Source organism: Colwellia sp. BRX8-7, from assembly GCF_014077275.1.
Lineage (GTDB): Bacteria > Pseudomonadota > Gammaproteobacteria > Enterobacterales > Alteromonadaceae > Colwellia_A.
On sequence record NZ_JACGVP010000021.1, the window covers coordinates 1 to 22,479 of the forward strand.

At 36.7% G+C, this 22,479-nt stretch carries 24 protein-coding genes; 3 read left to right on the forward strand and 21 right to left on the reverse strand.

The genetic code is table 11. The annotated features are described in order from the left end of the window. Nucleotides 1-293 precede the first annotated feature (293 nt). The 10 genes from H4J57_RS17170 to H4J57_RS17215 all read right to left on the reverse strand — a co-directional run bounded on the left by H4J57_RS17170 (nucleotide 294) and on the right by H4J57_RS17215 (nucleotide 5,480). On the reverse strand, nucleotides 294-707 hold the full coding sequence (locus tag H4J57_RS17170) for a hypothetical protein (RefSeq protein ID WP_259366888.1): 414 nt from the start codon (nucleotides 705-707) through the stop codon (nucleotides 294-296). A 115-nt stretch (nucleotides 708-822) separates the two neighbouring features. Then, nucleotides 823-1,119, reverse strand: coding sequence for a hypothetical protein (locus H4J57_RS17175; protein ID WP_182243712.1), 297 nt, complete (start codon nucleotides 1,117-1,119; stop codon nucleotides 823-825). A 497-nt stretch (nucleotides 1,120-1,616) separates the two neighbouring features. Then, the gene (locus tag H4J57_RS17180; protein WP_182243713.1) at nucleotides 1,617-1,922 is read right to left on the reverse strand and encodes a DUF6966 domain-containing protein; all 306 of its coding nucleotides are present in this window, start codon (nucleotides 1,920-1,922) and stop codon (nucleotides 1,617-1,619) included. Between the two features lie 108 nt (nucleotides 1,923-2,030). Further along, nucleotides 2,031-2,729 carry an FRG domain-containing protein gene (locus H4J57_RS17185; protein ID WP_182224424.1) on the reverse strand — a complete coding sequence of 233 codons (699 nt, stop codon included), beginning with the start codon at nucleotides 2,727-2,729 and terminating at the stop codon, nucleotides 2,031-2,033. 105 nt (nucleotides 2,730-2,834) lie between these two features. Beyond that, the gene (locus tag H4J57_RS17190; protein ID WP_182243714.1) at nucleotides 2,835-3,089 is read right to left on the reverse strand and encodes a hypothetical protein; all 255 of its coding nucleotides are present in this window, start codon (nucleotides 3,087-3,089) and stop codon (nucleotides 2,835-2,837) included. A 105-nt stretch (nucleotides 3,090-3,194) separates the two neighbouring features. Then, complete coding sequence (locus tag H4J57_RS17195) at nucleotides 3,195-3,641, reverse strand: hypothetical protein (RefSeq protein WP_182243715.1); 447 nt, start codon at nucleotides 3,639-3,641, stop codon at nucleotides 3,195-3,197. 109 nt (nucleotides 3,642-3,750) lie between these two features. Further along, nucleotides 3,751-3,945: a hypothetical protein gene (locus H4J57_RS17200; RefSeq protein ID WP_182243716.1), complete on the reverse strand. Its 195-nt coding sequence runs from the start codon at nucleotides 3,943-3,945 to the stop codon at nucleotides 3,751-3,753. A 119-nt stretch (nucleotides 3,946-4,064) separates the two neighbouring features. Continuing rightward, a complete protein-coding gene (locus H4J57_RS17205) occupies nucleotides 4,065-4,385 on the reverse strand; it encodes a hypothetical protein (protein WP_182243717.1) in 321 nt (106 codons plus the stop codon). Between the two features lie 109 nt (nucleotides 4,386-4,494). After that, nucleotides 4,495-4,995 carry an AAA family ATPase gene (locus H4J57_RS17210; protein WP_182243718.1) on the reverse strand — a complete coding sequence of 167 codons (501 nt, stop codon included), beginning with the start codon at nucleotides 4,993-4,995 and terminating at the stop codon, nucleotides 4,495-4,497. A gap of 113 nt (nucleotides 4,996-5,108) precedes the next feature. After that, nucleotides 5,109-5,480 carry a hypothetical protein gene (locus H4J57_RS17215; RefSeq protein WP_182243719.1) on the reverse strand — a complete coding sequence of 124 codons (372 nt, stop codon included), beginning with the start codon at nucleotides 5,478-5,480 and terminating at the stop codon, nucleotides 5,109-5,111. 241 nt (nucleotides 5,481-5,721) lie between these two features. On the opposite strand from H4J57_RS17215, the gene H4J57_RS17220 reads away from it, so the two are divergent. Next, nucleotides 5,722-6,693 (forward strand): integron integrase, encoded by a 972-nt coding sequence (locus tag H4J57_RS17220; RefSeq protein ID WP_182243720.1) that lies wholly within the window; start codon nucleotides 5,722-5,724, stop codon nucleotides 6,691-6,693. Nucleotides 6,694-6,709: 16 nt separating this feature from the next. On the opposite strand, the gene prsT is transcribed toward H4J57_RS17220, so the two are convergent. Next, on the reverse strand, nucleotides 6,710-9,541 hold the full coding sequence (gene prsT, locus H4J57_RS17225; RefSeq protein WP_182243721.1) for an XrtA/PEP-CTERM system TPR-repeat protein PrsT: 2,832 nt from the start codon (nucleotides 9,539-9,541) through the stop codon (nucleotides 6,710-6,712). Nucleotides 9,542-9,862: 321 nt separating this feature from the next. Here prsT and H4J57_RS17230 point away from each other — a divergent pair, with 321 nt between their 5' ends. Then, nucleotides 9,863-10,663 (forward strand): PEP-CTERM sorting domain-containing protein, encoded by an 801-nt coding sequence (locus H4J57_RS17230; RefSeq protein WP_220470330.1) that lies wholly within the window; start codon nucleotides 9,863-9,865, stop codon nucleotides 10,661-10,663. Between the two features lie 13 nt (nucleotides 10,664-10,676). On the opposite strand, the gene H4J57_RS17235 is transcribed toward H4J57_RS17230, so the two are convergent. After that, nucleotides 10,677-11,645: an NAD(P)H-quinone oxidoreductase gene (locus H4J57_RS17235; RefSeq protein WP_182243722.1), complete on the reverse strand. Its 969-nt coding sequence runs from the start codon at nucleotides 11,643-11,645 to the stop codon at nucleotides 10,677-10,679. A 58-nt stretch (nucleotides 11,646-11,703) separates the two neighbouring features. Next, nucleotides 11,704-11,973, reverse strand: a complete 270-nt coding sequence (locus H4J57_RS17240; RefSeq protein WP_070376726.1) for an acylphosphatase — start codon at nucleotides 11,971-11,973, stop codon at nucleotides 11,704-11,706. A gap of 112 nt (nucleotides 11,974-12,085) precedes the next feature. Between H4J57_RS17240 and H4J57_RS17245 the strand changes: the two genes are divergently transcribed. Beyond that, a complete protein-coding gene (locus tag H4J57_RS17245) occupies nucleotides 12,086-13,276 on the forward strand; it encodes a class I SAM-dependent methyltransferase (RefSeq protein WP_070376725.1) in 1,191 nt (396 codons plus the stop codon). A 90-nt stretch (nucleotides 13,277-13,366) separates the two neighbouring features. Here the strand turns inward: H4J57_RS17245 and H4J57_RS17250 are convergent, their stop codons facing one another. The 8 genes from H4J57_RS17250 to recD form a co-directional block, all read right to left on the reverse strand. After that, entirely contained in the window at nucleotides 13,367-13,666 is a 300-nt protein-coding gene (locus H4J57_RS17250; RefSeq protein ID WP_070376724.1) for a PilZ domain-containing protein, read from the reverse strand. Nucleotides 13,667-13,764: 98 nt separating this feature from the next. Further along, nucleotides 13,765-17,793 (reverse strand): ATP-dependent RNA helicase HrpA, encoded by a 4,029-nt coding sequence (gene hrpA, locus H4J57_RS17255; RefSeq protein ID WP_220470331.1) that lies wholly within the window; start codon nucleotides 17,791-17,793, stop codon nucleotides 13,765-13,767. A 105-nt stretch (nucleotides 17,794-17,898) separates the two neighbouring features. Beyond that, nucleotides 17,899-18,312 carry a CBS domain-containing protein gene (locus H4J57_RS17260; RefSeq protein ID WP_070376723.1) on the reverse strand — a complete coding sequence of 138 codons (414 nt, stop codon included), beginning with the start codon at nucleotides 18,310-18,312 and terminating at the stop codon, nucleotides 17,899-17,901. A 125-nt stretch (nucleotides 18,313-18,437) separates the two neighbouring features. After that, nucleotides 18,438-19,277: a hypothetical protein gene (locus H4J57_RS17265; protein ID WP_182243723.1), complete on the reverse strand. Its 840-nt coding sequence runs from the start codon at nucleotides 19,275-19,277 to the stop codon at nucleotides 18,438-18,440. A 9-nt stretch (nucleotides 19,278-19,286) separates the two neighbouring features. Beyond that, a complete protein-coding gene (locus tag H4J57_RS17270) occupies nucleotides 19,287-19,457 on the reverse strand; it encodes a DUF2986 domain-containing protein (protein WP_070376722.1) in 171 nt (56 codons plus the stop codon). A gap of 72 nt (nucleotides 19,458-19,529) precedes the next feature. Continuing rightward, nucleotides 19,530-19,799, reverse strand: coding sequence for a DUF5062 family protein (locus H4J57_RS17275; protein ID WP_070376721.1), 270 nt, complete (start codon nucleotides 19,797-19,799; stop codon nucleotides 19,530-19,532). A gap of 70 nt (nucleotides 19,800-19,869) precedes the next feature. After that, nucleotides 19,870-20,436: a DUF3087 family protein gene (locus H4J57_RS17280; RefSeq protein WP_182243724.1), complete on the reverse strand. Its 567-nt coding sequence runs from the start codon at nucleotides 20,434-20,436 to the stop codon at nucleotides 19,870-19,872. 79 nt (nucleotides 20,437-20,515) lie between these two features. Beyond that, complete coding sequence (gene recD / locus H4J57_RS17285) at nucleotides 20,516-22,477, reverse strand: exodeoxyribonuclease V subunit alpha (protein ID WP_182243725.1); 1,962 nt, start codon at nucleotides 22,475-22,477, stop codon at nucleotides 20,516-20,518. Nucleotides 22,478-22,479 lie beyond the last annotated feature (2 nt).

Consider the following 22,479-nt stretch of genomic DNA (forward strand, 5'->3'; position numbering starts at 1 on the left):
ATCGCTATTAAATAACGGTGTATAAATTGAAATAAAATACGCGCATGAAAAAACAAAAACATAATCAATGAGTGTTGCAAAGTACCTTTGATATAAAGCGGGAAGCTTTTTAGGAATAATGCTTTATTTTGTTTCTTTAGTAAATTCACCATCAAACGCTGGTTCTATTATAGTCATTTGTCATCCTTAATATTGAGACACATAACGCCCCGCTAAGGGGAGATTTATAGTTTGCTAAAATGTTGAACGGAGTGAAAACAGCAAACTGTAAATTTTCCCTCTTGAGCGCCTTGTTAGATAGCACTTGGATCGTGCTCAAAAACTTCATAGTGATTCCAGCGTAAAAATAACTGACCACTTTCTAAAAATAGGTCAGCATCATCACTAGAGGGATAACAAAAATCATCCCAATAATCACAGAATACAGACCAAGGTAGATTAAGTGCTGTATTTTGATCCCACAAAATAGTAACTCGTTGCGAACTGATTGCAAGTTGCTTTAACCAATCCTTCACGGGCTCATCAGCAACAGATGAATTATGTCTAGTTGCACCAGCAGGAAAGTGTGTAAGTCGAGACGCTGCTAATAGTTGGGCTGATTCAATATCATAAGGATGAAGCTCACAAAGAATATTATCAGGTAACTTATCATGTGAAGATTGTGTCCATCTCCAAGCTAAAGGAAAGTCTTCAAGATTCATATTCATACTACCTGTGCTTTCTAACGCCCCATTAAGAGGCAAATAATAGTTGGCTAAAATAAGCGACGAAGGAGCAAATAGCCAGCTGTTATTTGTCCTGCTTGAATGGCTTGTTATGTTTTCAATCGTACTCCCAAAGTTGTTCCTCTGATAAGTTAACACACTCACCATTTTTGTAACGGAAACCTTGTTGGTACGATGTAAAACTGCCTAAAAGGTGCTTCTTTCGGATTTCGATGATTACAACGAGAGAACTATCAGGATCTTCTTCGCACCAAGCAATTAATGGAAACTTTTTACCAAAGACAACATACTCTTCCGTAAGCATATCAGTTTTAAGTGCTTCCAATTCAGTCTCAGTTTTAGACTTTAACTCTTCCCTAACTCTAACTAATTCTTCCTTGATTAAATCTATCACCAAAACTCCGTGAAAACATAACGCCCACTTAAGCGGACAAAAATAGTTGGTTAAAATGTGAAGCGAAGCGGAACCTAACCAACTGTTTTTGTTCCGTTTGAAGTGCTTGTTAGGTAAACCTGTACCCGTAAGCTATCTTTGTGCATGCTTTTTAAATAATAAAAATCCAATTGTTAAACAATAAATAATTGGAATAACAAAGATTAACCCAAACCAAACCATAATTCCAAGTGACCAACCATCGACGATTTTAGCGCCGATAATTAAACCATGAATGTAGTCAAAAGCTTGTATGAATAAACTAGAAGTTAAAAACGTGATCAAATAAATTACAGCAAAGTAGATACTGCATTTTTTCATGTACCCGTTGATTCGAGAGCTATCCATGCTTTGGGTTACCTAACGCCTTGCTAAGCGGCGCAGAATAGTTGGCTAAAATGTGCGAGGAACGAAGCGCAGCCAACTGTTATGCGTCCGTTTGAGCAACTTGTTATGTGCTAAAACTCAAGAGCACGCTTAAATATACTACGCTTTGATTTACACTCTAAATACAAAATATTGCTCAGAGAAAATCCGCGGTTAGCGACGACTTCTGAAGCTCCCGTAAAACACAATGAATCATTGAAACTCCCCATACCACCGTATGCGCCTAAAGTGTGCGCGATACTTTTTTGAGGCTTACCTTTATAAAGTAATTCTAACGATTTTCGAAAATAGTTAGCCCAATGATCTTCATTGTAAGTTCGGAGTAATTCTAGAATCTCCTCTAATATATTTTGATACTCGGAATAATCAGTTTTCATCGAAACTCTAATGGCACATAACGCCTCACTAAGAGGCAAATAATAGTTGGTTAAAATTAGCGACGAAGGAGCAAAAACCAACTGTTATTTGTCCTTTTGAGTGACTTGTTAAGTTTCGTCTTCTCCGAGCCCACCGTCCCAGAAATCTCTATTTTCAGAGTACCAATTTACGTGTTTAGATAAACCGTCTAGATCAGGAAACACATTTGCACTATTAATACCGTAATGATTTAAATCAAAAAGTAAATCACGTACATAGCTTTTGGAAATGATGATTAATTCTAGTTCATCTTTTTTATCAAGACTTTTGTTAAGTGGAATAGTTGGATCACTATGCACCGTAAATACACCACCTTGCCTTGTTATTCTTGGCACGACTCCTTTAGGTTTAAATAAAGACACACCTTTATAAGTTTTCGGTTTAGTTTTTTCGGCTATTAAATACCAATTGGGTTTATAACAATAAATATGAGCATCAGTATCATGCTCATGTGTTGAAGCAAAATATGCGGCAATGAGTGGATTATAACTCCAATCCAGTAATCGAGTTGCTAACCCGTGGTGCTGTGCGATAGCAATCCAATCCCAATCATTATCTGGAACTGAATTTAAAAATTCGACTGCACGCCTTTTCCAAGAGTCTAAGATATTTAAATCATCTGAGTCCGAATATGGAAGTCTCCCAGCTTTTGGTGATAACTCCCAACTTGGATCTACATGACCTCGAAAAACCCACTTGTTCGATTTCTTAAATCTCTGCAGGACAGTATGCAATTCACCAAAAGAATTTACCCGATGCTCTCTCATAGCTTTCCTAGAAACTTAACGCCACGTTAAGCGGCAAAAAATTGTTGGCTAAAATTGTGAACGGAGTGAAACAGCCAACTGTTTTTTGTCCGTTTGAACGTCTTGTTAGGTGACTGATATTACACCAAAATATATAGCGAACACAAAAACCATTAGTACAGCAAACACTACCCATCTTGGAACTTTTGTAACTGAACCACCAACTAAGTAATGCTGTTTAGGATTTCTATCGATATCATCTAATAGATCAGCTTTTTCTTTTGTAGAAATACTATCCACTTGTTTGTTCGCTTTTCGTGATGCCATTGAAAGCCAAAGGAGAAAAATGCCAACAGCAATAACAACAATACTCTCAATCACGCAAAGTCACCTAACGCCTAAATAACAGGCTAAGTAATGGTTGGCTAAAATTGTGTAGCGAAGCGAAACGTAGCCAACTGTTACGTGTCCTTGTTGATTTTCTTGTTAGGTATTCTTACGCCTGTAGAAGCAAAAAAATACTGACGAGACTATACATGGTAATGAAATAAAAAGAAAAACATCTAACTCAAATTCTAATTTCCACTCTCTTACCATGACAAATAGAGCAAGGAATATAGTAATAACAATACCGTTAACCACACCATAGAGAAAAGTTAAAAGCTTAGATTTAAAGAAGTACTCATAGTATTTATTTTCGAAAGAGTATTTTGATAAAAAGTAATTGATAAAAGCCGCAGGTAAGGATAAAACAGAACCAAAAATAATGGCAAGTGCATACATTAATGTTGCAGCTAAAAGGCTAGAGTTAGAATAATACTCAGGATTAAATAGATTTTTTCCGCCAAGAATAGGTATTGATATTAGAGAAGTAAAACTCCCTAAAAGCATAAAGATTAAAATACTATGCTTTAAAATGTGCTTCCTGCTCATTTGAATACCTAACGCCTAATTAACAGGCAAAAAATGGTTGGCTAAAATAGGTGAACGTAGTGAACAAAAAGCCAACTGTTTTTTGTCCTTGTTGAATTTCTTGTTATGTTTAACTATCAACTGACTCTTGATTTGTTTGCTTTTTACTTAATAAACTAATGAGTTTAACTTGAGAGTCAGCTATGGATTTTTGAGACCCTGCAATATCTGTAATACGGTTAAGTAATTTAACAGCAAAGACGATAAACCCAACTACAATTGCAAGTTGAAAAATGATGGCTAAAAAAGCTACTCCTGCGAACATATACGATCCTTATTTAGTGAGTAAAACATAACGCCTCACTAAGAGGCAAATAATGGTTGGCTAAAATAGACGACGAAGGAGTAAATAGCCAACTGTTATTTGTCCTTTTGAGTGCCTTGTTAGGTGGCAGTACCCTTTTCAATTTCTTCTTTGTCTTGCTCTGAAATATTTACCCAATCAACTTCTGAACCCAAGCTTATTGAGTAATATACATTATCAGAGTTACAAGTATTTAATATATGGAAAAACCATTCAGGATATGACCATTTGACACGGCTTGTTGACTTGAAAGCACCCAACTTATTATCCCATGAGATCCCAACACCTTCACGATATATATGCTGATATCCAGAGCGACCACCACTTTCTAATGCGAGAATCAACTCTCCACTTTTGAGAACTTCAACTCTACTTATTATCTCATCATGCTCAGCCATCATGCCACCTAACGCCCAAATAACAGGCTAAGTAATGGTTGGCTAAAATTGTGTAGCGAAGCGAAACGTAGCCAACTGTTACGTGTCCTTGTTGATTTACTTGTTAGGTGCATTATACACCAAGCCTTTCAATAAGCTTTTGAATTGATCGCTCAGGTGATTCACCAGCAGTATCAATTGAGATTATTTCCGAATCCCAAGGGTGATACTCTCTTGCCTTTACACTTTCCCACGATGGTAAAGCCAAACCCTTCACAGGAGAATCACGGTTCTCCACTCTAATTTTATGCTCAATTTTATTAGAACAACTAATTTCGATATTAACGTATTGTGCACCAGAATTAATAGCAGTTTGCTCCCATTCAACTCTAGATTCAGGAACAGAGTTACATGAGTCGCCAACCACATTTAGCCCTTGTATTAAGTTATCTGAAGCTAACCTATAAGCTATTTGATAACCTTCAGCATAAACCTCTAAACCACAGATATCCTTTAGGGATTGCTCAATAGTATCAACTCGTAAATACGACGTTCCAAGGTGTTTACTTAAAAGTGCCGCTAAAGTACTTTTTCCAGTCCCCGGCAATCCTGAAAAAATATAAAGTGTTGCCATACTAGATTTGCACCTAACGCCCCATTAAGAGGCAAATAATGGTTGGCTAAAATAAGCGACGAAGGAGCAAATAGCCAACTGTTATTTGTCCTGCTTGAATGGCTTGTTATGTGCTAGTTCTCAATTTTAAGTGCCAAATCCTGTAACTTAACACGGCTACTATTATTTAATTTTTCAAAATTCTCTCTAATATTATCTTTTTCGTCTTCGGTAAATAATAGTAAAAATTCTTTTTTATAATCAGCGCCTAATTCTTTACACATCTTTCTATCTTTAATGCTTTCATACATATCAATGCATGGAAAAACCATAAAAGAGGCCATATTCACTATTAATAAAGCCTTTGGTAACACTTCTAACGCCCTATTGAAACTATGCCCATTAGATAGAGTGACGTAGGTTAAAGTCGTTAATGTAATAACATTCATTAATAACGTACCAATAAACGTCCATGGAAATTTTGTTATTAATTTTTGAATATCCAAACCATGACACTCCGAAAGCACATAACAGCTTATTAGACCGAAAAACTAAGCAATATATAACACTTAGCATTCCTTGTTTATTTACAGTTACAATTACCATACTTTACAACATAATAACAACACTAACATTTTATTATTATTAAATATTTCAAAAGGTGCAACGCCGAATCTTTCGGTATATTGGCAAAAGAACCGATTACCAGCTAAACTGTATATAACAACAGTAAATGGATTTTATATTATGGACGCTAAATCGCCTTTTTTAATGAGTATCGAAGAGCATATGCGTAACTTAAGATACGCGAAAAGAACCATAGAAACCTATATTCATTGGATAAAGTATTTTATAAATTACTCAAATAAAACTCACCCTGCACTCATGGGGGATATCGAAGTTGAGAGATTTCTCAGTTATTTAGTTAATCAACAAAACGTTTCAACAGCTACCCAGTCACTTGCACTCAATGCATTAGCTTTTTTATACAAAGAAATTTTAAAAAACGAATTAAGTTTAAAGCTAAACTTTAACTTAAGCCGCCGGCCTAGAAAATTACCTGATGTGCTTACACCCACAGAAGTAATGAAACTTCTATCAAAAATACCCTCACAACATCATTTATTAGTAAGCCTCCTATATGGTAGTGGTTTAAGGCTAATGGAAGCTATTCGCTTAAGGGTACAAGATATAGACTTTAATTATCACTGTATTGCAGTTTGGAACGGTAAAGGGAACAAACATCGTCGAGTTACCCTCGCCACTGAGCTTATACCTGAACTGTACCGCCAAATTCAAAGGACCAATAAATATCATACTAGTGATATTGAAAATATTGACTATAAAGGTGTCTGGATACCAAATGCTCTTAATCGCAAATACCCCAATGCCGCAAAAGAGTTCAAGTGGCAATATTTATTTCCTTCTGCTCGATTAAGTATTGAACCAGAATTCAAATATCTTAGTCGGCATCACCTCAATGAAAGTAGTATTCAAAAGTCAGTTAAAAAAGCAGCAAATCAATTGAAGTTAAATAAGATAATAACTTGTCATACTTTAAGGCATTCATTTGCTACGCATTTATTGCAAAGAGGGGCTGATATAAGAACAGTTCAAGAACAACTAGGGCACAGCGATTTACGTACAACTCAAATTTATACCCATGTACTTGAGCATGGCGCGAACGGTGTTCGAAGCCCTTTATCTGACTTGCTTTAGAACATAATAATGATATTTAAATATCATTATTAGTACGTAGAGCCTCAGCCCATAATTTTAACCATTGGTGAGCCTCATTTTTCTCTGGAAAATCACGTTTACTATTAACCACTTCTAATAAGGTATTAAAAGCCTCTTTTTCTCGATTAAGCGCTTTGAGGGTTAACGCTAAATGATATTTAATTTCAATTTTAGAGTAATCTAGTGCAAGCGCTTGGCGAAATAGTGGCAGTGCTTTATCAAACTCTTGAGTATGATAATAAATCCAGCCAAGTGTATCGAGCGAATCAGGGTGGTTTTTAGTAATAGCTAAAGACGCTAAACTATGCTTTTCTGCCTCATCATACAAGGCTAAATTCAAAGCAGCAAACGCCGCATTATTATGTAATACGGCTTGTTGTGCATATTTAGTTAACAACAAAATATAAATATCGTAAGCTTTTTTCCACTGCTCATTAATCATATAAATTTCTGCTAGCGAAGAATTCATTAAAAAATTCATCGGCTCTTTGTTCAAATACTTTGTCAATAGCTGAGTTGCTTTGCTATTTCGTTTTTGTGCTTGATAGACCAGACTTAAACCAACGACAATATTGTCATGATATTCATCTTGAGGTGGTGTTAATGCTAATGTCTTTTTATAACTCTTTTCGGCATTATCATATTGGCCAGACAAATAATAAGAATGCGCCAAAATCATCTGTAATTTAGTTGAATAACTTTCTAAAAAATCATTAGCAAGTTTAATCGCTTCAAGAGGTTTTTTCTGTTGATTCAAAAACTGACTTGCCGCCACTAACGGTATCTGCTTATTTTCAGACCAGGCGATAGACTTTTTATAGGCTTCAAGGGCATCATCTGGTTTATTATTTGCTTGGTAAAATTGGGCTATATAAAAATAGACCTTCCCTTTATCACCATCAAATTTTATAGCATTGTTGAAGCTTTGCAGTGCTTTGTCAAAATTGTTTTGTTGCTGATAGTAATTGCCTAGTAATACAAATAAATCAGCCGTTTTTTCATGATTCGATAAATAACTTTCTATTATTTCTATTGCTTCGACGGGTTCGCCTGCCGCCATGTAGCTAAAAGACAATTGTTTAAGTAAGTCTTTATTATTGGGATCTATATTATTAGCCCTCTTAAACCAAACGATTGACTCTTTAAATTGCCTAGTTTGAGTATAATTCTTCCCTAAAGCGCTAATGAGTTCTTTATTATTTTCTTGTTTTAAAAGTGCTTGCTCTAATAATTCAAACGATGCTTTTATTTTGCCCGTCGTAAGTAGTGTTTCTGCCAAACTAATCAGTGATTTAATGTGTAAAGCGTCAATACTAAGAGCATGTTCGAATGCTTGTTTTGCTTTATTATAATCACCCACTATTTGATAAATAAAACCGAGATGATGAAGGAACTCTTTATTATCTGGTTGTGCTTTAACTAATTTTTCAGCAAGCGCTACCGCTTTAGTCATTTGCCCTGACTTTACATAGGCTTGCACCAATAAAAAACTAATGGTTGACTGATACTCCGATGAAGAGTTGATTGAAAGCAAGGTATCTATGGCCTGTTGATACGCCCCCATATCAATACTATTTTTTGCTAACTGTTGCGAGGCAATCGATGAGTCAGGTAGTAATTCAATAACTTTTTGAAAGTAAAAGTTTGCTTTCTCATATTGCTTAAGCTCAGTACTAACTAACCCTAAAAGAGAGATAACTTTGGGGTTGTTTTCTTTTTGTAAATTGGCTTTATTCAATACTGACAATGCCGCAGTAAAGTTTTTCATGGCGATGTGAATTGTCGCTGAGAAGGTCATTGCTTTAATATTAAAGCGATCAATATTTAAATAATTTTTAATATATTGATCAGCTGCTTCATAATTATTTTGCTGAAAAGCCACAACACTGGCCAAATAATAATAACTAGGGTTATTATCCAAGGTATCATTGTCAAGCGTTGACAATGATTCACTTAATTTTGAAAGTTTTTCCCTAGCATTTGAATTTTCGTCTTCTCTGGTTTCAATCATTGCTGATAAAAACATGGCCTTAGGTTCATTGGGCACAAGTTGAAGCACCGTCAAAATATCTTTTTTTGCGCTCTCGTATTCAATAAACTCTATATATAAACTAGCGCGTAAAATAAGTGCCTGAATATGATTAGGGTTTTCTAATAAAGCGTTATTTATAGCTTTAAAAGCAATATCTAATTCAGCTATATTTTGGTGGATACTCGCTTTTAATATCCAAGCATTCACTGGAGGAAAAAAACCGCTGAGTACATCATCAACATATGTTTGTGCTTCATCATAGCGATAATAATTTAAAGCCACCTGCGCTAAACCTAATTTTGCATCGGTATTAGCCGCATTAAGTAATAACGCTTGTTGGTAATTTTCTGCTGACAATGTTAACTGTCGCAAGCCTAGTTGTGCATGGCCTCGCAAAACAAAAATTTTGGCGGCGAGTATTTCATCTTGCACCTGTTTGTCTAGGTGATTGATGGTGTCATGGTATTTACCTTGTAGTAAATAAGCTTCCGCAAACAGCAAGAATGTTCGGTTTTTGTCTGCCCCTAAATTTTCAGCCAAATTGAGTTCAACTTCAGCAGTAGCCCCTTTGCCAAAAGCAATAAGTACCTCAGCCATTAAAAGCCTTGCCGCCAAGTTATTGGGTTCATTTTGGGTTAAGTTTTTAAGATGAATGAGCGCTTCATTATGGCGGTTATCTTTAAAAGCGATATTAGCTTGTTCAAGCACATTTTTATCATTCCCCAGAGCAACTTGCTGAAAAGTTATTAAAAATAAAAATAAAAATATTTTGGGTATAAAAACGTGACGCACCATTAACTTCTCGAACAATTTAAAAGACAAGGCTGATTGTGCTTTTTATCAGTAAACATTTCAATATAAAACCATTATCTACTCGTTAATAAGATGAATATTGCGCTATAATCTTTTCATGAAGAAGCAATTTATCAGCTTAACTATATTGCTCAAGCATAATACACTGTCAGGATATTTTACAATACTCTAGAGAAATAGGATAAAACTGGGCCCTAACGCCTACATCACCTTGTTTTAAATCTATATTTTTTTTACGGCTTAGTTATTGCATTGATTGTAAGCATCATCTACAAGATTTATCATATAATTTGGAAGTTAAGAATGACAATTTTCCGTTGTATTAAAAAACACACAACAAAGCTAATGATAATATCATCACTAGCTTTAGTTTCATTTAATAGCTTTGCTGGCTATACCCAAGTATCTGCATTAATAACTGGGTATAATGAATGTAATTACTATCTCCCAAATGCTGAATCTGAATGCGTAATATCTGTGGAAGATGGTACTAATGGTACACAGTATCTATCTAATATTATTGCCAAGTTTGATATTAATGATGAAGATTCTAGTGAATCAATATTAAATAATTCCACATATTCTGAATATGCCCCATATAAGGACGACGTGGCAAAAGAAGATTGGGCGTTTTCTATTCCTGAAGAGACAAAAGAATACACAAAAGGTACTTGGACTTTCAACGAAGGCGTATATAAGTATCCGGATATACGTTTTTGGGTAGCAAAAGCAAGTAATGACTTCCGCTTGCATTGGCTAATTGAAGATAATAATTTAAATAACTCTACTTGTAATGCTGTTAATGATGCTAAAAATAATGAAGCTGCAGATGGCACAAACTTAAATTATGCTTGTATGAACTTAGCTGCATCAGTAACCAGTGGCGATTGGGTTACTCCCCTTAATTCTAATAATGGAAAGAATTTTGGCTTGTCACACATTACCTTTTTTGGTGGCTTATGTGACAAAGTGACTGGCTGTGCAGGCGACTCAACTACTTCTGTACCAGAGCCTGCTAGTTTAGCAATCTTAGCTCTAGGTTTATTAGGATTAGGTGCTCGTCGTAAGCAACGAATTAAAACAAAAATCTCTACTAGTAACTAATTAACGTTAGTTATTAAACTGTTATTACTAACTTGCCGATATTACCATTATCCAACATACGTTGATGGGCTTTATCGGCATTTTCCCATTGGTAACAAGTATCAATAACTGGTAATAACTGCCCTGCGCAAAGTAACTTGCCAAAGTCTTCTTTGAAGTTAGCCACTAATTCAGCTTTATAATCATTGCTCCTGTTTCGTAATGTTGAAGCTGTAATAGTGACTCGCTTTGAAAGCATCTTGCCTATGTCAATTTTTTCGCAGTAGCGGCCTTGTAAAATAGACAGAATAACAATGTGACCATCCACTGCGGCGACATTGATATTTCTCTGTAAGTAATCTCCACCCACCACATCAATAATGACATTAAAGCCATCGGGAACGTTTGCTTTTTTCCATTGTTCAAAAGAATTTTGATGGTAGTTAATCGCAACATCTGCACCTAATTTTAAACACGCTTGGCATTTTTCTTCACTGCCAGCGGTTACAACAACAAAACAGTCTTTCGCTTTGGCAAGTGTAATAGCAGCACAGCCAACACCACTCGCACCAGCATGTATCAACACTGATTGCTTAGGTTGTAACTGGGCAATTGAGAATAGACTTTGGTAGGCCGTTAGAAACGTTTCTGCACAAGCTGCACCTTGTTCAAAAGTAAAGGTAGCAGGCAGATAAAATAACTGGCTAGACTTTATAACAACATATTCTGCGTAACCACCGCCAGCAACCAAACCAAAAACTTTGTCATTAATTTTCCAGTTATTTACCGCACTACCACAAGCAACAATTTCACCACAAACCTCCAGTCCTAAAATAGTAGACTCGCCTTTAGGGGCGGGGTAATTTCCTTGTCGCTGCAAAATATCGGCTCGGTTCACGCCAATAGCTTTTACACGAATTAAGCATTCATCTGCCGAAAACTCAGGTACGGGTGTTTCAGCAAAAGTTAACTGCTCATCGGTTGTAACGTTAATATATTTCAAGAAAACCTCTAAATTGTAAACGCTTGTTCGTTTTACGGGTAATTATCTAAACAGTAGATTAGCTAATCGCGAAAAAGTTATGTTGTTGCCATTTAACTTGTTTTTTCTCCATACTTACCACTTCAGCTTCTGGTGGTCCGTACGCCAGCCATGCTAACATTTTATCTACGTCTTTTTCTTCACCGCATATTAAAATTTCTACATCCCCATCATCCAAATTTTTTGCATAACCACTTAAACCATAATCAATAGCGACTTGTTGGCTAGACGCACGAAAATAAACCCCTTGTACTTTTCCGCTAACATGGGCGATATAACTAACATTCATACTTATTGTTCCTTAACGTAGACTGAAATAACTTAACGTGAAGATTGCACCCGAGCTTGGCATTGACTACACTCTGCGCAATTTCATTTACCAATTCATTAAGTATAGTCACATGTCAGCAAGAATTTATTTAAAAGTAAGCCGAGAGAAGTCTTTATTACGAAAACATCCTTGGATATTTTCTCAAGCGATTAATAAAATCAAGGGAAATCCGATGTTAGGCGATACCGTTGATGTCTTTGATCACAAGGAAAAATGGCTTGCTCGCGGTGCTTACTCGCCAGAATCACAGATTCGAGTTAGAGTTTGGAGCTTTAATGAAAATGAAGAAATTGACAGTGAATTTTTTCGTAAAAAATTAATAAGTGCTCAATCTCGACGTGAATGGTTTATCGAACAAGGCGGTTTAACCGGTTATCGTTTAATTGCTGGTGAATCTGACGGTTTACCCGGTATAACTATTGATAAATACGATAACTTAATTGTTTGCCAACTATTAAGTGCCGGTGCCGACTTTCAACGTTATACCTTAGTTGAAGTGATTAAAGAGCTCTATCCTCAATGTAGCATCTACGAACGCTCTGATGTTGACGTACGTAAAAAAGAAGGATTAGAGCCAATCACAGGTTGGTTAACAGAGCCACTTGAGTCAACCGCATGTGTGATTAAAGAGCATGGTTTATCGATTAATGTTGATATCGCAAAAGGCCATAAAACAGGTTTTTATTTAGATCAACGTGATTCTCGTGTGACTGCAGGTCGATATGCTAAAAATAAATCAGTCCTTAATTGTTTTTCTTATACCGGAACATTCGCCTTACATTGTGCAGCAAATGACGCTAAAGAAGTCATCAATGTTGATGTTTCTCAATCGGCACTCGACTTAGCCGAAGAAAATATTGCCCTTAATAACCTGCAAGACAAGAATGTTTCTTTTGTTAAAGCCGATGTATTTAAGTTACTCAGACAATATCGCGAAGAAAAACGTCAGTTTGATATGATAATTTTAGACCCACCTAAATTTGTTGAATCAAAAGCACAACTAACCGGTGCATGTCGTGGTTACAAAGACATTAATATGCTTGCTATGCAATTACTCAAGCCAAACGGTATATTACTGACCTTTTCTTGCTCTGGTTTAATGGAAGCAAGCCTATTTCAAAAAGTAGTTGCTGATGCCGCTCTTGATGCTCGTCGCGAGGTTCACTTTGTTGAGCGCTTGCAACAAGCTGGTGATCATCCAATATCGAGTAATTACCCAGAAGGTTATTATTTGAAAGGCTTAGTCTGCCAAGTAAGTTAGCTCACTTTTTGTGACTGTCTTAAAATAAAAAACGAGCACTTAGTGCTCGTTTTTTATTAGTTTGTTTATTGCCTAGTTAATGCTCAGTCTTTAATCTATCTCGGCAATATTAATTCCAATTAAAAAGCACTCTTCACCCTCTTCGGTGACGCGTACTATTTTCCCTGAAACTTCCAACGGTTGAACATTGCTGCTCGCAGACCGCACACTAACTTTAACATGGGTATTAAGCTCTAAAGGATGCGTCATTTCAATCGCCATACCAGTCGCACTTAAGTCTCGACAAGTCGCTAATATTTGACTGTTCGCTTCATCGTCGATAATGGTCACGGTTACATCACTATTTAACATCATCCGATAGAAATCTCGTTTATCATCAAAGTTAACCATTACTACTCCATATTATTATTTAAATTTTTATTGTCTCTTTTATACCCATTGTAGTGTTTAGTGTCAAATCTCAAACTTGAATTGTTGATTAAATCGACTTAATCTGCTGAAATTTCTTTCAAATGATTTAAAATTCGCTTTGCAGAGACCGGATAAGCTGTCTTTAAATTTTGCGCAAATATCGAAACACGAAATTCTTCTATCATCCAGCGAACCGCTAAAATGTCATCAACAATAGGCTTGCCTTTGCTCTGTTTGGCAAGCAACGCTAAATAAACATCATTTACTTTCGCAACCTCTAACATTTTCAATCGGTCTTGGTTGGGATCAACCGGCAGCTTTTCCATACGTCTTAACATCGCTTGTAAGTAACGCGCAATATCTTCTAATCGTTGATGACCAGAAGCGGTCACAAAACCTTTGAACACCAGTAAGCCAAGTTGTTCTTTAATGTCGGCTTGTGCTTGAATAACCTCTAAAGACATTCGACCCTTTAGTTTTTTCCCTATTTCATGGGTTAAGGTTAATACTTTTTCTACTTTTAATGCTGACACGAGCACACAGTCGGCAAGTTCAGCACGAACATGGTCTTTAGCTTTTTCAAAATCATTTTGGTTACGTGGTATGTCGCCATGCTCTTTCACCAAGTGCTGGCAAGCAGCAAGTATACAATCGTCTAATAAATCAGGTATTGAACCAAAAGGGTTAAAATATAGGCTTAACTTAGCTTTATTAGGCAATTTTTGTTGTAGATATTTAACTGGAGAAGGTATGTTTAATAAAATTAAACGACTCACACCATTAACCATCGCTTGCTCAGCAAGACTTTCTTGTTCAAATAATTCTATAGCAACCGTTTTATTTTTATCAACTAAGGCTGGAAAAGCTTTTATGGTGATATTAGCAATATTTTTTTCATAGCCTTTGGGGATGTTGTTGAAATCCCAGCTAGTAATTTGTTCACGTTCTATTCCTTTATCAGCCACTTTCTTAATTGATGCTTTTACTTTTCCTTGCAAAGAGGCTTTTAACTGTTCAAGTTTCCGGCTTTGATTAATAAGCACTCCTTTTTCGTCAATCACCTTAAAATTCATCGTTAGGTGAATGGGCAATTCAACATCTTGCCAAATATCTTCGGGTAAACGCACCCCCGTCATTCTTAATAAATGTTTTTCAACAGCGGCAACTAACTTACCGTCCTCCTCACTAATCGCTGACAAACAAGCTTCTGCGTAGTTAGGAGCCGGCACAAAATTTCTTCGTGAAGATTTAGGTAAGCCTTTGATCAAGGCAATAATAAGTTCTAGTCGCAACGCTGGAATTAACCAATCAAAATCACGATTTTCAATTTGATTCAAAATACCTACAGGAATATGTAAGCTTATCCCATCATCTATATCGCCAGGGGTAAAATGATAACTTAACGGCAAGGTCAAATTACCTTGATGCCAAACATCAGGATAATCGTTGGCCGATAATACTTTAGCCGTTTCGTTTAATAAAAAGGCTTCGGTAAAATTAAGTAACTGTGCATTTTTTTGTTTAGACTTTTTCCACCATGACAAAAAACTACGTTGGCAAATAATGGTTTCTGGTAACTTTTCATCATAGAACTCAACTAAACGTTCTTCATCTACTAAAAAGTCTTTACGGCGAGCTTTTTGCTCTAACTTCTCAATGCTCGCAACTAGTTGGTGATTTTGCTGATAAAATTTTTCATTAAGGGTGCTATCACCATTGACTAATGCTTCACGAATAAATATCTCACGGCAGGTATGAGGTTCAATATGATTGAAGCTGATCTTTCTTTTCGCAACTATGGTCAGGCCATATAGCATCACTTGTTCAAAAGCCATTACCGCACCTTGCTTTTTCTCCCAGTGCGGTTCGCTATAATTGCGCTTAATAAGATGTTCAGCTAAAGGCTCTATCCATTGTGGGTCTATCTTTGCGACCATACGGGCAAACAAACGGCTGGTTTCAACCAATTCAGTTGCCATTATCCACTTAGGTGATTTCTTTGCGACACCCGACCCCGGAAATATGAAGAATCGGCTATTGCGTGCACCTTTATATTCTCTGTTTTCGTCAAGTTGCCCTAAATGACTGAGTAAACCTGACAGAATAGCTTGGTGAATAATATTGTTATTATTACTTTCTACTGGCTCAGTTTTTTTACTTACATCGGTATTATTAGCATCTAACGATGGTGGAGTATATTCAACTCCGCTCATTGGAATGTTTAAATCGCGCAGTGTATGTTTAAGCTGACTAAAGATGTCTTGCCATTCACGAATACGCATATAAGCTAAAAACTCTTTTTTACACATATTTCGAAATTGGTTATTAGTCAGCGCTTTTTGTTGCTGTTGAATGTAGTGCCACAAATTAAGCAAGCTAATAAAGTCAGACTCTTTGTCTTTAAAGCGATTATGTTTTTCATCTGCCGCTTGCTGTTTTTCATGGGGACGTTCACGCGGATCTTGAATACTTACCGCACTAACAATAATAAAAATTTGCTCAATACAGCCTAAATCAATAGCAGACAGAATCATTTTTGATAAACGTGGATCGGTGGGGAATTTTGCTAACATCCGTCCCGCTTTGGTTAATACCACTTTGTTTTGCTGTTTTTCTATCGCCGCTAATTCTTCAAGTAATGAAACACCGTCATTAATATTACGACTGTCCGGTGGCTGAACAAAAGGAAAGTCACTGATTTCGCCGAGATCAAGCGCCAGCATTTGTAAAATAACTGTCGCTAAATTAGTACGCAATATTTCAGGATCAGTAAATTCAGGGCGACCAAGAAAGTCCTCTTCACTGTATAAACGTAAACATACACCCGCTGAAACACGACCACAACGCCCTGCTCTTTGATTAGCACTGGCTTGAGAAATAGCTTCTATAGGCAAACGCTGTACTTTAGTGCGGTAACTGTAACGAGAAATACGCGCGGTACCCGGGTCAATAACATATTTGATACCTGGTACGGTTAAGCTGGTTTCTGCAACGTTAGTGGCGAGCACAATATTACGGCCACTGTGTGGTTTAAAAATTCTATTTTGTTCTTGTACCGTTAACCGTGAATATAAAGGCAACACTTGGGTGTGTCGTAAATTTGCTCTTTCTAAGGCTAATGCGGCGTCTCGTATTTCGCGCTCGCCATTAAGAAAAATAAGAATATCGCCTTGGCTGATATGACCAAGTTCGTCAACGGCTTGCAAAATACCACTAATGATATCGTTACTACTTACTTCTTCTGTTTCATCATTATTGTCGCCATTAAGCGGACGATAGAGGATTTCAACAGGGAATGTTCGCCCCGAGACTTCAATAATAGGCGCGGGTTTGCCGTCTGCTGAAGCAAAATGCTGTGAAAATCTTTCTGGGTCGATGGTTGCCGAAGTAATAATGATTTTTAAATCAGGACGTTTAGGTAATATTTCGCGTAAATACCCCAATAAAAAGTCTATATTTAAACTACGCTCATGTGCTTCATCAATAATAATCGTATCGTATTTTCGCAGTAAACGGTCATGTTGCATTTCTGCCAATAAAATACCGTCGGTCATTAATTTTATATAGCTATTTTCACTCACTAAGTCATTAAAACGGACTTTATAACCAACCGCGTCGCCTAATGTTGTCGATAATTCATCAGCAATACGTGTAGCAACTGTTCGCGCCGCAATACGACGTGGCTGAGTATGACCAATCATGCCGTCAATACCACGACCTAAAGCAAGACATATTTTTGGAATTTGAGTCGTTTTGCCCGAGCCTGTTTCACCCGCAATAATAATCACTTGGTTTTCAGTTATCGCTTTAGCGATAACGTCAGAATTTTGTGATACCGGCAAATCTTCTGGATAGCTGATTTTTGGAACATTCTGAATTTTACGCTGCTTTTTTTCGATTGACTCATCAATATGAGCAGAAATTTGACTGAGTGATTTTTGCTTTTTGTCACTATCAGTGATTTTCCTACTCGACATTAAGCGCTTTTTCAAACGAAACTGATCAGATTTAAAACACAATCCAAGGCGGCTAAAAAGCTTATCAATGTTAATAACTTGGCTGCGCTGAGATTCAGAAGAGGTAGTAATAGATTTTTCAGAAGACAAGGTTGACCCAAACAAAATAGCAAAAAATAATTTTACCAGCTTTATTAAGTCTGTACCACTTCAATCAAGTGGTACAAATAGACAGTGTGAAATTAACTCAGCTGGCTAAGGTTTAAAGGTACTTCGAGTATATTGATCAATACCGTATAGAACATCATTACGACATATAGTACCCAGTAAAATACCATCTTCGTCTACCACTGGATAAACTTTAGGTTTATTCTGTAACATGCTTTGCGCAAGTTCTATGACACTGTCAGAGGGTTTAACTGATAATACTTCTTTGCGCATCAATGCGGCAACATCACTCACATGTTCATTATGATAAATAGTCTGTAGCATTGTTGCTAAAACATCACTTTCAGAGAGAAAACCAATAACACGATTATTACCATCGATCACTGGACCACCAATTTGCTTTGTTTTTAAAAAGCGCAACGCCGCCTCTTCAACCACCATTTCTGAAGTAAAAGTAACTGGATAGTGGTTCATATAGTCTTTTACTTGGATACTCAACATAGTTATTACCTCACTAAAATCAAAAATAAAATGCCCAACCAATAAAAATAACTGTAGACGCTTTTATTTAATAAATCATGAATTTAGTGAAAATAATTTTTTTATTTTTAATAAACATAGCTTGATTAAAGTAAAGACAGTAAAACGGGATCCGGAGAATTTTTTATGGTGTTTGTTAAAGCATGATAGGAAAGCGAAAATTGTTTTCGTAAATGTGATTTTAAATGAGGTTTTACCGCGTTAGGTCTTATCGCTTTAAGCAAACAAAATAGCGCTAAAGCATGCACTGTTTCATTTTCTGGCAATGCCGACTGACGGTTTGCATTAGGATTATTACACGAGCCGCAGCCGCCTCTAAATTGATAAGCTGTGTTACTAAATATAATACCAAAGCCCATAAAACAAGCGATAACATCAACGGCTTGAGGAATAAACTCTTTGCCACCTGGTGGTAAACTAGCTTGTTGAACAATCAGGATATTCGCAAGGTTTTGTACAATCGATGAAATAAGATCTTGTGGCTGATTAACTTGATTTTCGCCATAAGAAAGCATGATCGGCTGTTGTTGGAGCTTCGCTGTATCTTCTTCACTTAATTTAGCAAAGGGCGTATTTTCACCACGACAATGGTCAACCATATTAAACGGTGGAATGGTTATTTGCTGAGTACCCGCAAAAAACTGCTCTGGTGTGATCAATATAATGGGCCACTGCTGCATACCAGCATAGGTGGTTGTTTGTTTAAAAATACTCAGTGCCATTTCATGAACACTAGTTACACTACCTTGATAAAATTGATTATTAGGTAATACAAGCTGACTATTGTTTTTAAACTCTGCAACATCAAAATGTGTAAGCGCCCAAGAAAAAGTATCGAGGATCCATTGATGACTATCTTGATCAATGGCATCACTTACATCAATTTTACTCGCCGGTTTTATAATATTTAATAGTTTAGCTAGCATAACCAATAATTACTCAGTAAGTTGCGGTTCATCAGTTGTTTGAACAGCCGCTTCTTTTCCTTCTAAAAGTGCTCGTTCAGCTTTTGAAACATAACGGGGCTTGTTGCTGGTATGTAATTTAGCATTGGCTTTTTTCTGCTTACTTTTTAATGCGGCATTTATTTTTTTCTTACGATTCATTTTATTTTTCTATATTTAAATTTATACAGCGTTATTTAAACGCACAGACCCTATCATTAAAATAGGCATTTATTACTTAAGTAATGGATGGTCTTCGGGTAATTGCTTTGCTATCCACATTGCTAATCGGTGTTTCATACTAAGCAAGTCTTCACCATCAGCAGGCGAAGCTTGAATAAGCTTGTCGTTAACCAATAGACGGTACAAGCTTTCAACCTTGTCTTTTGAAGCATTGGTGGCAGAAAAACCATTATAACCTCGGTTCATCGCATATTTTTCGCCAACTTCAATCGCTTTTTTTAATAAAGCGGTTTCATTCTTTAACTTTTTAGGTTTTTTCATTGGGCTTCTTTTATTGTGGCTTCACATCAAAGTAAAAGGCATTTAATTTACTGCCATCAAGGTCGATTCGTTATTTATAGCTTGAAAGTAACACTTTGGTAAACTGCTCGGTAGTAATTTCTTTTCCATGTTGAGTGATTAATCCCTCAAGATGAGTAATATCAGCCTCTAACGACGACATAGTCAGTGTATTGTCATCTAATAAATAAAGTTGCTTTAGGCTAGCATAATAAAATTTCAAAATAATTAAGGCATTTTCATCACCATTAACACTCGCTTGTTTAATTTTTTTCAAACGACGATAAATAATATTTTGCGTTTGTTTAAGTTGCCAAACATAATAAATTTCATTAAAAAAGGGGGTGTTTTTTAATTGTCTTAGTATCCCTGCACACGTTAACAATGCCAGAATAACGCCTAAAAAGTTATAACGAAAGTTACTGGTTTGCTGGCCCGACTCTATCGCGGTATTCATACTCGCTTGAACCATGGTATCAAGCGCTAAGGGCTCTGCAAATAACGCAATCAATATACCACCAAAAGCAATGGCTAATATTGCGAAGGTAACAATAAAACCAACAATCACTTGATTAAGCTTACTGCGATAAGCTTTTTTATCTATGTCTTTTAACGTCATGGTACAACTTATTAATGGGTTACTAAAATTAAAACGTTATTCTAACGTAATTTCTTTCAGTAAACCCTATTCTCTAGCTTTATTTTTTATAGAGGTCGACACCTGAATAGCGTGTTGTTTTTGTCGTGACTCCTTGTCGCCAAACATTCGCTAAGGTAGCTATACTCAGTTTTCTCTTAGCCCGAGTAATAGCGGTATACATTAATTCCCTAGAAAGTAATTTATTATCAGTTTGTTCCGGTAATACCATCACAACATGCTCGAACTCACTGCCTTGAGTTTTATGAATGGTCATCGCATAAACGGTTTCATGCTGAGGTAAACGCGCCGGATTCACCCACTTATATTCATTGTCTGCTTGCTCAAAAACAGCCATTAAATGGCCCGACTCATTTTTCCACAATAAACCAATATCGCCGTTGTATAAACCTAGTGAATAATTATTAACATTGATCATAATAGGTTGCCCGCAATAGCGAGTATCAAAAGCATTAATATCACCACGTTTAATCAGTATATTTTGTACTTGTTCGTTTAACGACTCAACCCCCTGCTCACCAACACGTGTTGCGCATAAGATACGAAATTTTTGTAATTGTTTAAAGGCAGCAGACACTGTTTTTTGCGCAAAAATGGGCGCGTAATACTCACTGACGAATGCCGTTAACCAAGAACTAGTTTTACCTTCGAGTAAGCATAAGGTATTCCCAGACTGAGGCACGTCTTGGTGATTATTATCTATGACTGGTTTTTCTGTTAATAATTGCCAACTTTCGCTAAAGCGACCATTAATAACATGGCTCGCTATTTTTCCGATCCCACCTTCACCATCAAAACGTCTACTTTTGTCAAGAAACACCACGTGATCTGCGGCTAGGGTCAACCCTGATGATTTTGGCGACTTTTTCCACTGAGGTAAGTTTGCACATTGGCTGACTTGGCTTAAATATTGATGATTCTCGGGGCTGTAGCCACGATGAGGCTTAGGTGCTAAATCGTTAAGTACGCTACCAGCAGCAACGGACGGCAGTTGATCAGCGTCGCCTAAAAGTATGATTTGGCAATGGCTAGGTAAAGCTCTAAAAACTCTTACCATTAACGCCAAATCGACCATTGACACTTCGTCAATTAACAGCACATCAATATTCAGTAAATTGTCTTGGTGATGGCGAAAGTTAACACTGTTAGGGATAACACCTAAGAGTCGATGCAGCGTTTGTGCCTCTTGCGGTATTTTTGATAAAACCGCTGCGCTTATTTGTCCTGTAAATCCTTGCAAAGCATTAGTGACTGATTCAGATAAACGCTGAGCCGCCTTACCCGTTGGTGCTACCAAGGCTATCTTTAAGTCTGCATTGGGCTTTTCATTTGAGCTTGAGCTTGAGTTTAACATCACCAAAGCTGCTAAAAACTTAGTCACCGTATAGGTTTTACCTGTGCCTGGCCCGCCAGCGATAATACTGAGTTTTTTATTAATGGCATTGGCAACCGCAACCATTTGCCAATCTATTTCATCGTTATCATCTGCTGACTTTTGCTGTGGAAAGAGTGTTGCTAAACAGTTTTTAATATCAACGGCGTCAAATGTTTGTACATTTGAATCCTTGGCTTGAGCACTTTTTGCTGAAATAAAAGTCAGTAACTCTTGCTCAAAATGGTAATAACGACGTAAATACAGGTTATTTTCATAAAAAACAATAGCATGGTTATCATCAGCCATAATAGACAACTGTTCACATAAGCTGACTAGCTGTGGTTGCTCAGCAAAGGTAAAACCGTTATGAGTAACAATACCTTGTTTATCGCAGCTATAACCAAAACGTGTACTCGCGATGGTGGCTAAAGGTAAACAACTATGGCCTGCCCTAAGGCTTTCACTGAGGGCAACCAGTAAGTGAAAAAGTTGTTGGTTGTCATTATTGTTATGCTTGTCGCGACTAACTAGGCTTTGTTGAATTTCTTTTGCAAAAAAGTAGTCAACCGCTTCAATATTATTAAGCTGCTGTTGAGCATGACTGAACTGCTTATATAACACTGCCATAT